At 42.8% G+C, this 15,478-nt stretch carries 11 protein-coding genes and 4 tRNA genes; 8 read left to right on the top strand and 7 right to left on the bottom strand.

Annotated features, from left to right (window positions below; genetic code table 11):
- Positions 1 to 105: 105 nt before the first annotated feature.
- Entirely contained in the window at positions 106 to 1,017 is a 912-nt protein-coding gene (locus D8S93_RS16640; protein ID WP_046875383.1) for a LysR family transcriptional regulator, read from the top strand.
- A gap of 87 nt (positions 1,018 to 1,104) precedes the next feature.
- Here D8S93_RS16640 and D8S93_RS16635 read toward each other — a convergent pair whose 3' ends face one another.
- From D8S93_RS16635 to D8S93_RS16620, 4 genes are all read right to left on the bottom strand, one after another.
- Complete coding sequence (locus tag D8S93_RS16635) at positions 1,105 to 1,413, bottom strand: AzlD family protein (RefSeq protein WP_012842209.1); 309 nt, start codon at positions 1,411 to 1,413, stop codon at positions 1,105 to 1,107.
- Positions 1,410 to 2,141 carry an AzlC family ABC transporter permease gene (locus tag D8S93_RS16630; protein WP_046875384.1) on the bottom strand — a complete coding sequence of 244 codons (732 nt, stop codon included), beginning with the start codon at positions 2,139 to 2,141 and terminating at the stop codon, positions 1,410 to 1,412. The genes D8S93_RS16635 and D8S93_RS16630 overlap by 4 nt, the downstream gene beginning before the upstream one ends.
- Before the next feature lie 317 nt (positions 2,142 to 2,458).
- Positions 2,459 to 3,688, bottom strand: coding sequence for an alanine racemase (gene alr, locus D8S93_RS16625; protein ID WP_046875385.1), 1,230 nt, complete (start codon positions 3,686 to 3,688; stop codon positions 2,459 to 2,461).
- Positions 3,689 to 3,887: 199 nt separating this feature from the next.
- Positions 3,888 to 5,519 carry a methyl-accepting chemotaxis protein gene (locus tag D8S93_RS16620; RefSeq protein ID WP_152814341.1) on the bottom strand — a complete coding sequence of 544 codons (1,632 nt, stop codon included), beginning with the start codon at positions 5,517 to 5,519 and terminating at the stop codon, positions 3,888 to 3,890.
- A gap of 561 nt (positions 5,520 to 6,080) precedes the next feature.
- Between D8S93_RS16620 and D8S93_RS16615 the strand changes: the two genes are divergently transcribed.
- The 4 genes from D8S93_RS16615 to D8S93_RS16600 all read left to right on the top strand — a co-directional run bounded on the left by D8S93_RS16615 (position 6,081) and on the right by D8S93_RS16600 (position 8,495).
- Positions 6,081 to 6,167: transfer RNA gene (locus tag D8S93_RS16615), tRNA-Leu, on the top strand.
- A 37-nt stretch (positions 6,168 to 6,204) separates the two neighbouring features.
- A tRNA-Cys gene (locus D8S93_RS16610) sits at positions 6,205 to 6,278 on the top strand.
- A 308-nt stretch (positions 6,279 to 6,586) separates the two neighbouring features.
- A complete protein-coding gene (gene amyS / locus D8S93_RS16605; protein WP_152814339.1) occupies positions 6,587 to 8,110 on the top strand; it encodes an alpha-amylase in 1,524 nt (507 codons plus the stop codon).
- Between the two features lie 130 nt (positions 8,111 to 8,240).
- Positions 8,241 to 8,495, top strand: a complete 255-nt coding sequence (locus D8S93_RS16600; protein ID WP_012842214.1) for a hypothetical protein — start codon at positions 8,241 to 8,243, stop codon at positions 8,493 to 8,495.
- Between the two features lie 74 nt (positions 8,496 to 8,569).
- Here D8S93_RS16600 and D8S93_RS16595 read toward each other — a convergent pair whose 3' ends face one another.
- Both D8S93_RS16595 and D8S93_RS16590 read right to left on the bottom strand, forming a co-directional pair.
- Positions 8,570 to 9,358: a lipase family protein gene (locus D8S93_RS16595; RefSeq protein ID WP_005396419.1), complete on the bottom strand. Its 789-nt coding sequence runs from the start codon at positions 9,356 to 9,358 to the stop codon at positions 8,570 to 8,572.
- Between the two features lie 68 nt (positions 9,359 to 9,426).
- Positions 9,427 to 10,356 carry a CHAD domain-containing protein gene (locus D8S93_RS16590; protein WP_152814337.1) on the bottom strand — a complete coding sequence of 310 codons (930 nt, stop codon included), beginning with the start codon at positions 10,354 to 10,356 and terminating at the stop codon, positions 9,427 to 9,429.
- Between the two features lie 301 nt (positions 10,357 to 10,657).
- Between D8S93_RS16590 and D8S93_RS16580 the strand changes: the two genes are divergently transcribed.
- From D8S93_RS16580 to D8S93_RS16570, 3 genes are all read left to right on the top strand, one after another.
- A tRNA-Leu gene (locus D8S93_RS16580) sits at positions 10,658 to 10,744 on the top strand.
- A 36-nt stretch (positions 10,745 to 10,780) separates the two neighbouring features.
- Positions 10,781 to 10,854: transfer RNA gene (locus D8S93_RS16575), tRNA-Cys, on the top strand.
- A gap of 982 nt (positions 10,855 to 11,836) precedes the next feature.
- Entirely contained in the window at positions 11,837 to 13,519 is a 1,683-nt protein-coding gene (locus D8S93_RS16570; RefSeq protein WP_152814434.1) for an Ig-like domain-containing protein, read from the top strand.
- Between the two features lie 77 nt (positions 13,520 to 13,596).
- Here the strand turns inward: D8S93_RS16570 and D8S93_RS16565 are convergent, their stop codons facing one another.
- Entirely contained in the window at positions 13,597 to 14,883 is a 1,287-nt protein-coding gene (locus D8S93_RS16565; RefSeq protein WP_227484000.1) for a DUF11 domain-containing protein, read from the bottom strand.
- Positions 14,884 to 15,478 lie beyond the last annotated feature (595 nt).

Raw genomic sequence — 15,478 nt, 5'->3', positions numbered from 1 at the left:
ACCTAAGCTTGCAAAGTGAAATTAACTATTGATGAAATGATTATGAAGTAGGAAGAAGTTGAATTATATTAACAAAAATCTACTTATACATTAGGTTGAAAGTTAATGTTAACGACAGAAGATATTCGATTTCTTGTGGTTGTTTCTAACCATAGAACATTGGCAGATGCGGCTCGTGCGCTCAATATAACGCCTCCATCAGTCACTCAGCGTATTCAACATATCGAAAAGAAGCTATCGCTTAAGTTACTTCAACGGCCTTCGCGCATAGTTAGCTTAACAGAAGAAGGGCGCGTTTTAGTCGATACAGGTAGTTCTATCCTTGAGGATTTGGATGAACTCACCGATAAACTCAATGAAAGCAGAGGGGATGTCAGTGGTCGTCTAAGAGTATTGGCGCCCCTTGGCTTTGGCAACGATGTGATAGCACCTTTATTAGGTGAGTATAAAAAAGCTCATCCGCGCCTAGAAGTGGAGCTAGAGTTATCAGATAAGCCAAACTGGGCCAACCATCATAAATGGGACATTATCATCTACATTGGTCACCTGGCGGATTCCAGCCTTAAGATGGTGAGTTTAGCCCCAAACAAGCGCTTTGTTTGCGCTTCGCCGGAGTATTTATCACGTTATGGACAGCCTGAAACTCCGCAAGATCTTAAGAGGCATCAATGTATTGCGTTGAGAGAAAATAATGAAGATGTCACGTTGTGGAGCTTTACTCATACAGTCTCAGGAGCCATAGAAAATGTTCGAATTCGTCCTTCACTTGCAGGTAATGAGGGCAGAGTGATTAAAGACTGGGCCTTAAGAGACTTAGGGGTCATCATGCGATCTGAATGGGATATTCAGTCACAGATTGATAGTGGTAAATTAGTGCGATTATTACCAGATTACGAGCTTCCAAATGCCGATATTGTTGCCCTCGTGAGTTCTGCTGCGCATGAGAGGTCAGCGCGAGTCACTGGCTTTTTATCTCTACTAAAAGAGCAATGCCAAAAAGCACCGTGGTTAAGTTGAGACTAAGTTGTTATGGTTAGTTTATAAGGCTCGGTTAAGCTCACAATCGAAGAATGTGAGCTTAAGTAATTATCTAGCTGAGGACGGTTAAAGAGCACGTACCGCGGCGGCTGCGATGATGCCAGCTGCAATTGCGGGCAGAGGCTTTTTCACGATGAACATAACGACGGCAGTAGAAAACAGTGCTGCTCTAGCACCGTTATCACCTTCAACCGCTAGTGGGGCTAAAAGGGCAACTAATACGGAACCTGACATCGCAGTGATGAAACGTTGAACCCGTTCGCTAATTGGAATAAATGACATAACATACACTCCGCCCCAGCGGGTTATGAGCGTGACTAACGCCATAGCGATGATGATAAGCAGTGTGCCACCTACGCTCGTTTCGATGTTCATGCTTTTTTCTCCTTCCAACAAGCACCTAAGACTCCACCAGTAATGGCGCCAACCACTACGTGGCTATTCTCTGGTAAATACCAATACGCCAACATAGAAGAGGCTGCTGCTGTGGCCCAAATCGCAAAGATCCTTAAGTCTTTCGGCCCTGCCACCACCATAGACAGCAGGAAGCACCCCATAACCATATCGAGTCCGAGGCTCACCGGATCTTTGATTGCGTTACCAAAATAAATGCCGAACCAGGTGCCAACAATCCAAAACGACCACATCGCTAAGCCGCCACCAACAAGCAAACCAAAACCTGGTTCTTTTCTACCAAATGCATTGAGTGCCATTGCCCAGTTTGCGTCTGATGCTACCAGCATTACGCCGTAACGTTTTGTCGGTGGGAGTTGTCGTAACCATGGATAAAGCGTAGCGCCCATCAAGAGGTGACGAGCATTAATAGCAAATACAGTAATAAGCACTGGAATCAGAGGTACTTCTGCTCCCCACATTTCTAGCGTGGCAAATTGTGAAGCACCGGCGAAGACCAGTGTGCTCATCAACATAGTGGGAAATACATCTAGTCCAGTTTGTACGGCGGCAACACCGAATGCGAGGCCAAATATGACCACAAACATGGACAGAGGTAAAAGTTGGGTGAAACCGTTCCACACGTCGATCCGAGTAAATTCGTGCAACTCAGATGAGGAACGCTGAAGATGTTGAGTATTTTCTGTCATAGAGATACCTAGCCAGCAGGCAAAAAGGGCAGTGCCATATGAATGCGTTTGTTATTCTTTTGTAAACTTCATGTTTAACATCAATTGAAAGGGCTTTCAAACACTAAGTGCTATATAAAAAAACAAGTATACCTGAACGATTTTAAGATGAAGGGGTTAGAGGATTTGTCACTTGCCAGGGCTCAAGGAAAGTAACGCAACGCAAATAGCAAGCTCTGCTCAATTGAGAAGAGCACGGATTGTTACAGATTAGTATATGAGTAGGAAAGCGAGCACGAGGCTCGCTTTTTCGTTCTGTTACGAATAACTGAAAGGGTTTATTTTACGTAGACACGAGGGTTCGCAGTACCCCAAACCGTGTATAGTTCTGGGAAGATGACCTCTGCATGTTTTTCCATTTCTGCTGCCGAAATCGTTTTGCCTTGCTGAGAGCCAAACAGTACAACTTCAGAACCAGGCTCAACATCTTTGATACCTGTAATATCAACCATGGTGGTGTTCATTGAAGCCACACCTGCCACTTTTGCTCGTTGGCCCTTGATCAGTACTTCTGCCGTATTGCCCATTTTTCGTGGGTAGCCATCAGAGTAACCAACAGGAATGTTCGCCATTAGGCTTTCTTTGCTCGTTTTGTAGCTGCTGTCGTAACCGACAGTGCTATTTTTTGGCAGGTGGTGAACGGATGCCACGCGTGTTTTGAAAGACACGATAGAAGGGTACTCAGGGTTGGTTGGCAGATCACCATATAAAACGCCACCAGGACGAACCATATCAAGCTGTGCTTCAGGAACATTAAGTGCAGTGTAAGAGTTTGCCACGTGCAGCAAAATATCTTCGCGTTTTAGGCCCGCTTCTTTAATCAGCCATGCAGAGCTGTCTTTGAACGAAGATAACTTTTGACGAACTTCGTCTGCATTGTAGTTAGGGAAATGAGTCATGATGCCAACAATATTAACGCCAGCTTGTTGAGCGATTTCTAGCGCTTCTTGCTTGCCCGCTTTTGTTGTCATATCAACGCCATTTCGTCCCATACCACCATCGTTAAGAGCAAGGTGAACTTTGATTTCTTTATCCACTTTCTCTGCTAGCTTAGACAGTGCTTTGGCTTGCTCTGCAGTACCAATCAGCTCTTCGATATTTAGGCCGATTGCGGCTTCGATCTCGCCAATATCCGCCGAGCGTACACGCATAAGTTGACCTTTAAAGCCACTGTCGCGAACGGTCTGTGCTTCGGCGTTACTTGCAACGGCAACGCAAGGGATTTGTTGTTCGATAATAGTCGGCATCAGGCCCGCGATGCCATTACCGTATGCGTCGGCTTTCATCACGGCGCAGATTTTCGTTTTGCCATCCATGTGCGATTTAAACTGCTCAATATTATCGCGGAATTGACCTAAGTTTATTTCCAGCCAAGCGTTAGCGCCTTGAACTTGTTCTGCTTTTACTACAGTGTTGCTAATTTGAAGAGGGGCAGCAGTAGCTTGCATCGCAGGAGCAACGGTTGCAGCAGCGATAGTCAGTGATAGTAAGGTTTTATTTAAGCGCATAAAGTCTCCGTACGCGTTTTTTGTATTGGTTATGTTATTGAGTACTTGGGGAAAGTACCTGACGAAGTAAAACGCTCCAAGTAGTGCTTTGGAGCGTTTTTGAAGATCATGATTCAATATACCTAAATATATCTCAGTGATTGCACTCAATTTGCGCAAATCGAGTTTGATTCAATATCAACTAAGGTATCAACTGAGTTTAACTCAGTTTAAAGCGGCTCATTACATCTTTAAGAGAAATTGACAGCTGGCTTAGCTCACGACAAGCCTGTGCGGTTTGCTCTGAGCCCTGTGATACTTCTTGAGATGCCAAGTGTATGTTTTCAATGCTGCGGTTAAGCTCTTCTGCAACAGAGTCTTGCTGGTTACAAGCCGTGGCGATTTGGGTGCCCATGTCTGAGATATCAGAAATCGAGTGTTCAATGTCGCTCATCAGCTGTTTTGATTGAATGCCTTGCTCTGCACATTCTGAGATACTGGTTCTAGAAAGTTCTGTCGCAGATTTCGCGTCTTTTGCAAGCGATTGTAGCTGTTCAATGATCGACGTAATTTCGCTGGTTGAATCTTGCGTACGGCCTGCAAGCGTTCGAACCTCGTCCGCAACCACGGCAAAACCGCGACCAGACTCACCAGCACGCGCAGCTTCAATGGCTGCATTAAGCGCAAGTAGGTTGGTTTGATCGGCAATGTCGCGGATAACATCAACAATAACGTTAATTTTATTCGATTGCTGTTCAAGCTCTGCCACAGTATCGCCCGCAGCACCAATTACGTTTGAAACTTCATGAATCGCGTCAACCATGCCTTGCGTTTCACGAACACCGTGTTGTGTACGACGGTTTGCTTCGTTAGCTTGGTTCGCTGAATCTTCAGTATTACGTGCAACATCGGCTACTGCTGCTTTCATTTCTGTCATTGCTGTAGCAATGTGTGTAATTTGCAGTTGTTGATCCTTCATACCAGATGCAGAAATGTCGGAGATTTGATTCATCTCTTCTACTGCACTGCTTAACTGTGTGACCGCAGCAATCACGTTGTCGATAACTTGGCGCAAGTCATCTTGCATCTTAGTGGTCGCATCTGCCAGCTCACCTAGCTCGTCATTGCCGATGGCTTTACGATCGATGTCGTTTGATAGGTCACCTGTTGCGATGGCATTTGCTTGCTCGACAACAAGTTTTAGTGGGCCACAAATAAGGCGTGTCAGCACGCACGTCATGCCTACCATGATAAGCAGAATAATCACGTTGCTTGCAATTGACGAGTTACTCAATCCATTTACAGAAGAAAGAATATGAGTTTTGTTACTGTCCATAGCATTTTTAAGTAGACGGATCAGTTCACCGAGCTCAGAGTCAACCGCTTCGAAAGCAGGTAAAGAGTTCGCCAAAATAGGGTGGGCTTTGCTTTTGTCGTTGGCTAGCATCGCTTCGTTGTACTGATCCATAGTAACCAAGTACTTTTTCCACTGACGCATAAGGCGCTGGTAAGTTTGTTGCTCTTCACCTGGCCAAATCGTTTCACCGTAAGAATCGAGCTCTTTGCTGATCTTTTCACGTTCGCGAATGTTGCTGGCAATTTTGTTTCTGATTTGGTCTGCGTCTTCATAAGTGTATGTCGCAAACTGAGCACGGCGCCAGCGAGACAAGTGATCTCGGATCGAATCTACTCTTTCCATAGCAGGAAGCGTATCATCGGTATAGTTTAAAAGCTCAGATTTAATGCTTTTGAGCTCTGTAGATAAAAATACGCCAAACGCAATGTTGACGATGGCAATGAGTAAAAACGATAGCGATATCTTTTTCGCTATAGAAAGATTCTTGATAGACATTAGTGATATACCTTGTTTTTCTTATGGTGTGTCGCCAAAGTAAACCACGTCCTTATATGTGATATATGTCCATTAAATTACTGCAACGAGTGTAAGCTATCATTGTTTATTGATATTTTCGATAATGAATTGAGCTTTTTTTGAAAATAAAAAATGTCAATGATTTTATAAAGGTACGACCACATTCGATGCAAAGTTATCGGTAACAAAATATGATATTTCGTGTGAAACAGTGCCAAGAGTAGGGACTCCAATTGTTACGGATGTTACAGATGTTACAGAGCTGAAGAGAGTGGTGACTACGATCCGCGTTAGTCAGGCGTTTACAAGCTAAGCTGTTACGGGCATCAACATGTGTGTGACTTAGAGTTGATGAAAGCTAACGAGTGTTTCTTGGCCTAATTGAATGCCAATTGTACCGTCTGGATCGCTTTTTAAGCACTTAAATCAAAAAGATAAAATTTATTGTTGACCAGATAAATTAATCCGTTAAAGTACGCCTCGTTCTCACGGCAAAGGTCGCTGAGACAGATGGTGTCTAACCCATCGCATGATTGCGTTGCCCTGGTGGTGGAATTGGTAGACACAAGGGATTTAAAATCCCTCGGCGTTCGCGCTGTGCCGGTTCAAGTCCGGCCCGGGGCACCATCAAAATATTTGGTAACAGAGATATAAAAATCAGAAAGGCGCCTTGGCAGAGTGGCTATGCAGCGGATTGCAAATCCGTGGACCTCGGTTCGACTCCGGGAGGCGCCTCCACTATTTCGAAAGCCAGTCTTAAATGACTGGCTTTCTTCGTTTTAAATCCATCATTCTATACTTGTCCACGCTTCTCTAAATTCCTCCCATGTTTTGATCACCATTCAATATTTTCAATGCACTAGTCATTGATTTTATAAATGTTAAATAACTCAATAATTGTATAGGGTGATTGGTGCTAATTTCTCTTCGATTGTAATCCGAACTTTTTGTATCACAGGCAGCAACTTGGCTAGCGTGACCGTTGGCAATGCTTGGTGTGTATGAGCAGAAAGGAGGATTTTAGTCCTTAACGTGAGAGAAAAATAATGAAAACATTTAAATTAAAACGCACTATTTTACCTTTAACCTTGTTGCTAAGTTCATCTGCATTGGCTGCTGGGAATGGCACAATGATGCAGTATTTCCATTGGTATGTGCCTAACGATGGCACACTGTGGACTCAAGTGGAAAATAACGCTCCAACGCTAGCAGAAAACGGATTCACAGCGCTCTGGCTACCACCTGCATACAAAGGAGCGGGTGGCAGTAATGATGTCGGCTACGGCGTTTATGACATGTACGACTTGGGGGAGTTTGATCAAAAAGGATCAGTGCGCACCAAATACGGCACGAAAGATCAGTATCTTAGTGCTATCAATGCCGCTCACAATAACAATATCCAGGTTTATGGTGACGTGGTGTTTAACCACCGTGGTGGTGCAGATGGGAAATCTTGGGTTGATACTAAGCGGGTAGATTGGAACAACCGCAACATTGAACTTGGTGATAAATGGATTGAAGCGTGGGTGGAGTTTGATTTCCCTGGACGCAACGACAAGTACTCTAACTTCCATTGGACTTGGTACCATTTTGATGGCGTGGACTGGGACGATGCAGGTAAAGAAAAAGCCATTTTTAAATTCAAAGGTGAAGGTAAGGCATGGGATTGGGAAGTCAGTTCTGAAAAGGGGAATTACGACTACCTTATGTATGCTGACTTGGACATGGATCATCCTGAAGTTAAACAAGAACTGAAAGATTGGGGTGAGTGGTACATCAACATGACTGGTGTTGATGGCTTTAGAATGGATGCGGTGAAGCACATCAAATATCAATATCTTCAAGAATGGATTGATCACCTACGTTGGAAAACAGGGAAAGAACTATTCACGGTCGGAGAGTACTGGAACTACGATGTGAATCAGCTGCATAACTTTATCACCAAAACTTCTGGCAGCATGTCTCTATTCGACGCACCGTTACATATGAACTTCTACAATGCGTCTAAATCGGGTGGTAGCTACGATATGCGTCAAATCATGGATGGTACGCTGATGAAGGACAATCCGGTCAAAGCGGTAACCTTAGTAGAAAACCATGATACTCAACCTTTGCAGGCGTTGGAGTCGACGGTCGATTGGTGGTTTAAGCCGCTCGCTTACGCGTTTATCTTATTGCGTGAAGAAGGTTATCCATCTGTGTTTTATGCAGATTACTACGGCGCGCAGTACAGTGATAAAGGGCATGACATCAATATGGTCAAAGTGCCTTACATCGAAGAGCTCGTAACACTGCGTAAAGACTATGCGTATGGTAAACAACATTCTTATCTCGACCATTGGGATGTAATTGGCTGGACTCGCGAGGGCGATGCAGAACATCCACATTCAATGGCAGTGATCATGAGCGATGGAGCAGGTGGCTCGAAGTGGATGTATACGGGCAAGCCAAGTACACGCTATGTCGACAAGTTGGGCATCCGAACTGAAGACATTTGGACAGATGCGAACGGGTGGGCTGAGTTCCCTGTAAATGGTGGATCTGTCTCGGTTTGGGTTAGCGTTGAGTAAGTCATTCTTGTGATTTTGATACAGAACAGGCAAATTTTGATGAAACTTTGCAGTGAATCAATACGTTATTTGATATTCATATAACAAATGAGTAACTTATATTTGAGCATTATCTAGAGGAAGATGAAGAATGGAATCTATTGCTGATGTATTGGTTGTGGCTATTGTGTTCGGTGCCATATTTGGGGGCGGGATAATTAAGTTAATCTTGAATCATCGTAAAGAAGTAAGAGCCTTGGAGATATCTGAACGTAATACAATGAGCCAAGAAGAACAAGATAACCTTAACAAGCAAATTGGTGACTTGAAGCGACGCGTTGAAGTGTTAGAGCGCATAGTCACAGATAGCAAATATCAACTTGAAAAAGAAATTGCCTCTCTGTAATTCACTACAAAAACGTAAAGCCGGCTGAGTCCGGCTTTTTAGTGCCTGTACATCATAGTTTTAGGGTACTTAGCTCAGCGTTCGTCAAAGAAGTCTTTATCGCGGATGTATTTACTCATAAAGTGATAAGAGAATGGTCGCATCAACCAACTAAATAGAGAACGTCCAAGTCGAATGAACGTTGGCGTATTCTCGTATATTCTCCCGTTATACAACCATAACATTTTGCCTACATGCCAATAGAGAAAAGGCACTGGCGGCATGAATGTCACGATGTCGATGTCGCAACAAATCCGGTAAGTTTTGTGCCCCAAACGGTAGCGTTTTTTAAAGGTCCAATCTCCAACTGCGGGCTGACCGAAAGTCACGACGCGTTTAATGCTCTTTGGGTATTTTTTCTCAATATAGTCGGCAAAAACACTGCCAATCGCGCCACCTGAAGAGTGACCAGTAATGGTGATTCTTTTTCCCCTAAGAATGAGCGGTACAACGATACCTTCGAGGCGTTCGATCACGGTCAACCCCAACCGATCTTCATTTCGGCTCGGTAAACTTTCTTGAAACAGAAGATGATAGAAACCCGCGTGAATGCGGTAATTTAGTCCCAACCTTCGACAGCTTCTCGTCCACATCGCGAAGTTTAACAACCAATCACTGATACTGTGTGAGCCTTTAATCACTACGACCACTTCACTCTGTTTTTTACTCCAGAGCACACGAATCATAATCTTACCGTGTTCATTTCTAATGACTCGTTGCCCATTAGGATCGAATCCGTATTGAGTTTGTCTGAAGACGCGAGGATAGGCGAGATTACAGAGTACGGCATAGCGCTCATATTGGTATCGTTTTAATGGTTTCACGTTATCTTTCTTTATGGAGCCTAACGACTGACTGTAATTAATGAATATTAAAAATACGTGAACCTAGGTTAGTGCTGGTAGAGACTTTGTGTATTGGTATCGTGGATGAAAGCCTCAAATTGGTCTAAGTGCGTTAAGATGGTCTGGCGCGAAGTATCGTGATGTTCACTAAGCACGTTAAGCAGCTTTTTCAGGGTCTTACGATCTTTTTTATTGAGGTTTACTGCCTCTTTGAGCTGTGTGAAAAATTCAATTTGACTTGAAGTGTCGTTAAAATCACCGAGCTTGTCTTGTAATAGTTTTAATTGTTTCACGTTGTTTTTGTGCTGTGGGGAAGGGTAGAGTGCGGAAAACCCTTCTAACAAATAACGCAGCGCTTTGCACTTTATCCTCATTGAGTGGATCACGCTGTCACGACTTTTGTCCGAGATCTTGCTCCGTGCTTTGCCGACCTTTTTAAGTTGCTCAGAGACTTTTTGGCTTGCGAAGAGTAACGCAGGTACGTTGTTATCCACTCGTTCGTGTTGTGTACTTCGCAGCAGACTATTCCTGACCAAAGTGCAGTGCATAGTGTATTCTTTTGTCGCTAGCCAACGCGCAACTTTTGCCTGTTCGTAAGCACGTTCGGATTCTATAAAGCCAAAAAGCGGCTCAAGAGAGGGTTTGTGGTTTGGGAGCATTTCAATGTATTGGCTTTTGTCCAAGATAAATACGTCCAAATCACGCAGCTTATTTGTTTTCTTCATCATTATTTTTAAATGAGGTTTCAAAATACGCTGTTCAAAAGGAGGTATCAGTTCGCGAAGTAGTACGCATAGTGAGCGTATGCGCCTCAGTGTGACGCGATACTGGTGTGTATATTCAGGATCCAAGTCTTGGACGATCCCCTGTTCCAGAGAGCGTGCGTAATCAAATTCAGTAAGTAAGAAGTGGGGCACTACGAAGTCGAGTTCGGAATCAGTATGTAGCGGTAATTGAAATGATGATTTTCGAAACATGATGAGCGCTTATTTGTCCCCTGCAGTACGAGTTAAGTTTATACCCATATTGTCTATTTGTGCGACTTGTCGATTCCTCGTTGACATGAAGTGATGAAGCAAAGCAAACGAGAGCAAAGCATGCTGATGTTCTTGTGAGCAAAATGATCGCCCTTTGTTCGTTTGAGTTGGCTTTTTAACCATTTGAATAAAAAAGACTAATTTTTTGTTGACCAGATAAATTAATCCGTTAAAGTACGCCTCGTTCTCACGGCAAAGGCCGCTGAGACAGATGGTGTCTAACCCATCGCATGATTGCGTTGCCCTGGTGGTGGAATTGGTAGACACAAGGGATTTAAAATCCCTCGGCGTTCGCGCTGTGCCGGTTCAAGTCCGGCCCGGGGCACCATCAAAATCTTTGGTATCAGAGATACAAAATCAGAAAGGCGCCTTGGCAGAGTGGCTATGCAGCGGATTGCAAATCCGTGGACCTCGGTTCGACTCCGGGAGGCGCCTCCACTATTTCTAAAAACCGGCCTAGTGCCGGTTTTTTAGTATCTGGTATTGTCAAACTATTCTAATACACATTTTTTATTGAATAATTAATTTTTGTACAAATACCAACCTCAATTATCAGTTAATCACCCTTTAACTAGTTTTCCCGAATTGCTATCTATAGCGTCATATTGTCACGTGATTTTAGTTCAATACTGAAAATAAAGTTGCACATATATCCTGCTTGTTTCTCTATATGTCTCTAGTTGATATTGCACTGTATCGCTCAGTCTGTCTTTTAATCGAGTATAAAACTAGGTGAGCAAAAAAATTTTCCACCACTTTAATTTAACGTAAATTTAACAATTAAAGATGGATAATATTACTCATGAGTTGTTGAGGTATATTATTCGAATGACTCGTTATTAAGTTAATGAATTTAAAAGTTATAACTTTATGCGATGAAATTGAGGTTGTTTTAGTTAAATTTCTAATTGTTTGATTTTTAATGATTTAAATTGGCTGTAGTGCAAGTGATTTATTAAAGTCATTGTTGAATACAAAGGTTGTTCATATAAAACAATCATAAGGTTATTTTAAGTAACTGACAAAAATGGATAAATTTATTATTACACAAACTTAACCTAAATTACTTATCGCTCTGGTTGAATTTTGACCGGTTGCTTTGCTATGATTCCGGCTCTTATATTTTTGGTGGTTATATTTTTATAACCATGTTGATGTATATAGGAATATATTTGGCTTTATAGGCTAGGGCATTTTATTGCCTAAAATTTATATTATTTTACCCTACCATTTCTGCTTATATTGGCGGGAAGGTGAACTAGTTATTAATTTAAAATTAGGTGAAGCAGTGATAAAAAATATTAAAATAAATAGAACAATCCTAAATAAAGGGTTGTCATTTTTATTAGTAATATTCGCTTGTTTACAGAGCATCCATTACGCCAGTGCAGCAGGAAGTACGACGGGACAGCAAAATACATTGGTTATCCTGCTGAACTTCAAAGAAAACCCAAATGAGCAGCCATTAACTTTGTCAGAGGCAAATAATCTAATTTTTGGCACAGTAAATGACTTCTACCGTGAAAGCTCTTTTGAGCAAATGTGGCTATCTGGGAAAGTCGTGGGTTGGTTTAATCTACCGTTGTCTAATCAGGTTTGTGATTTTACCGCTGTTCAAGATGCAGCGGATCAAGAAGCCATCGCTGCGGGAGTGAAGCTTGAAGAGTACGATCGTATTGTTTACTTGATGACAAAAACGGCATGTGGTGTCGCTGGATCGGCAACTATTGATGGCATGCCTTCACGCGCGCACATCAATGGTGATTTTTCTCCGATGAACATCGCTCATGAGCTTGGACATAACTTTGGTTTGCATCACTCTCGTGCACTTGATTGCGGCGAACATACGCTTTCAGACAACTGTACGTTGCGTGAATACGGTGATACCTATGATGTAATGGGTGGTCCAGACATCGGCTATTTGAATACTTTCCAGCGCGAGCGACTAGGATGGCTAGAGGGAGAGCACGCTTCAAAGACACTGGAAGTTACTCAAAATGGTACTTACTCCATCGCGAATTACGAGACGACTAGTGATCAGCCAGTTACGATAAAAGTACCTCGTGGTACTGATCCTTCTACAGGTGCAAAAAAATGGTTTTACATTGAATACCGCCAGTCTATTGGGTTTGACGACTTTTTAGATGCTCGTTCTTACTCGTTCTATCGTGGGGACGTTACGGATGGCATCATCATTCGAAGTGCTGTAGAAGGCGATGGGCGCAGCAGTAATTTGCTTCACTTTAAAACTGATTCTGAATATCGTGCGGTTTTTGGCCGAAATGACTGGTTTGACCCATCTATGCCGGTCGGTGGTAGCTATACTGACCCAGACTCAGGTGTAACATTGAGTTTGGTGAGTGCAGCGAACGGCATCGCCGAAGTAAGCGTTGTCTTTGACGGCTCTGACAACGGTAATATCGGGACTTGTACTGTTAATGCTCCATCAGTAACTGCGAAAGCTGCAACAAACAACTCGGTTGCAGCCGGCGATGAGGTTCAATATCAGGTCACTATTACTAACAAAGATAGTGCAGATTGTTCAGCGAGCAGTTTTTCTGTAAACGCGTCAGTGCCAACTGGTTGGAAAGCAAGCAGCAATGCAATCACGCTAGCAGCAGGTGAAACCGGACAAGTAATGATATCAGTCGTATCTTCGGTTGACGCTAGTGATAAAGACTATGCTTTGAATATGATCGTGACGCACGGAGAGGACTCAAGTCTGCAAACCGCAGCATCCGTGAATTACTCTGTAACCAATGAAATCTCACCATCACCAGAGCTCGTTGCTGTTGATGATCAGGTGACTATGTCTTCGAAACAGTCGGTGACTATCGATGTGATGGCAAACGATATTGTTGGAGAGCAAAACTCTGCAAGCGTGGTTTCTTTTACTAGACCAAGCAAGGGGCGACTAGAGCTGTTATCAGATGGCACCCTACGTTACACACCTGAAAAGAAATTCAAAAATAACGACAGCTTTACCTATACCATAGGTGATGGTCAAAGCAGCTCGACCGCTCAGGTCTCAGTGAAGTTAGAGTCCTCATCCGGTTTCGATTCTGGCAACTCTGGTAACAATGGGAAAGGTAAGAATAAATAGAACGATAACGATATAGTTCGAAAGAAAACGCCTGGCGAGTTAACGTCAGGCGTTGTTTTATTAAGTTGTAAGAGACTTTATTCAGGGCAGCTAACTGGCTCTGGACAAGTTGGACATAGCGTACATTCTGCAGACGCTGTTATCGCTTCTACGACAACATTACCGAAGATAGTTTCACCACTCGCATCCACAGTATCTGTAAACGCTCTGACTTCTTCACCCGGTAATGGAAGGCCTTCACCATCTCCTGGGATTGGCTCGTAGTTACCAGTAAAGTCGTAACACTCAGCAGGCGCAAGCATACCAACCTGGATTGGATTCGAGTCTTTGTTGTCGATTACGACAATGCCGTCAATGGTGACATTGGAGGTATTACATACACTACCACTGTAATTGACTTGAAGACCGTATTCATTAATACCAGTATCTTCAAATCGATTCACGACGACGACACTACAGTCTTTCTCTAGAGACAATGAACCAGGGATGTTTTGGCTTGGGCATTCCCAATCTGCGTTGTCAGAAACCGCAACACCACCACCAGTTTCAAGTGCTGCGCTTACTTCTACGTAGTTAGTGATACCGTTTTGGTCAATAATAAACGAACCATTAAACTCTTGCGTTTGTCCAACGGCGAGCATCGCTAAATTGAACACTTGGTCACCAGCAGCCATATCGTTGTCAACGGCTGTAGTGTCTGTTGCCACAACATCATACAATGCAAAGTCACCGGTGTTTTCTACAGTGAGTTTATAGTTGTATTTCAAAGTGTTACCATTGACAATATCACCAAATGTACAAGTTTTAGTGATTTTAATGTCTGGTACGCCTGGTGTGTAACAGAATGAAATATGACTTAAGCCATAGTATCTACCATTGTTACCCACAGGTGCATGTAGTAAGGCATCATCTTGATACAATAATCCATCTGTAAAGTAGTTATATAGGTTTCCGTCAGGACCACCTTTTACGAAGATAGCTTGCATAATCACAGGGCTATCACCTTGATCCCAACTGAAGGTTTTTTCCCCAGGTTGTTGATCAATAACCACTTCAAGCATGCCATCACCGAAAGTGTCGTCTGTAACTGGCTCAAGCTTGTATTCTATCAAACCATCGATCCCTGGAAGTAATTGTTGACAGGTGTTATTCCCTTCAACAAATATTGGTTGCACGCCTCGGCTTGAAGGGTCGCCAGCGGATGCGTAAACAATTTGAGAGCTCAGCACTAAGCTAACCGCTATGACCCAAGTAAACAGCTTAAACATGCTGCTGATATTGATCGCTGTAAGTATATTCTGGCTACATAAAGTGGAACAACGGTAACTCTTATTGCCCCACCAAGAGTTAAATATGGTTTTCATAAAACCTCCTTGTGTAAGTGGGCTCGCTACGTCCTTGAGCCCACATACGTGATAGTTTTCTCACAGAGTTAAACTGCGCCAGTTGACTAGCATAGAGTGTTCCATATTTAACCTTTTGTATTTGTTGATTATTTTTTATTTTTGTACAGAGGGGTGAACAGTTTGTTTATATTTTCATAAATGGTTGAGCTAAAACTTATTCGCTAAACGACTGAATATGTTTTAGTTAAATGAGTATTCAATTAGATGTGTAAAGGATGTAACACTATGCAAACAGGTGTTACACATCACCTTCACATTATTGGGAGTAGGTGAGTAAGCGTCTATTTCATATTCATAGTGGACAGTTTCAATACTGTCGCTTTTGCGCATCTGTCACAGGTGTAAACAATAAAGTGTCAATCTGTAACATTATCCTAGAACACGTATATATCTTTGTTATCGTAGGTTTTTTTGTCTCTTTTGTTTTCTTTCTCTTTCTTTAAAATTGAACACTCTGTTCATTCTCTTCGCTGTTGAAAATATTTAGTTTAATAAAATCATAACCTTAAGTAGTGGCATGCTCTATGCGTTATAGGAGCTCGAAACGAAAGTT

Origin of the sequence: Vibrio sp. VGrn 2, from assembly GCF_009361695.1 — a bacterium.
GTDB lineage: Bacteria > Pseudomonadota > Gammaproteobacteria > Enterobacterales > Vibrionaceae > Vibrio > Vibrio diabolicus.
The sequence above is the reverse complement of the archived record's forward strand: the minus strand, read 5'-3'. Positions and strand labels throughout refer to the sequence as shown.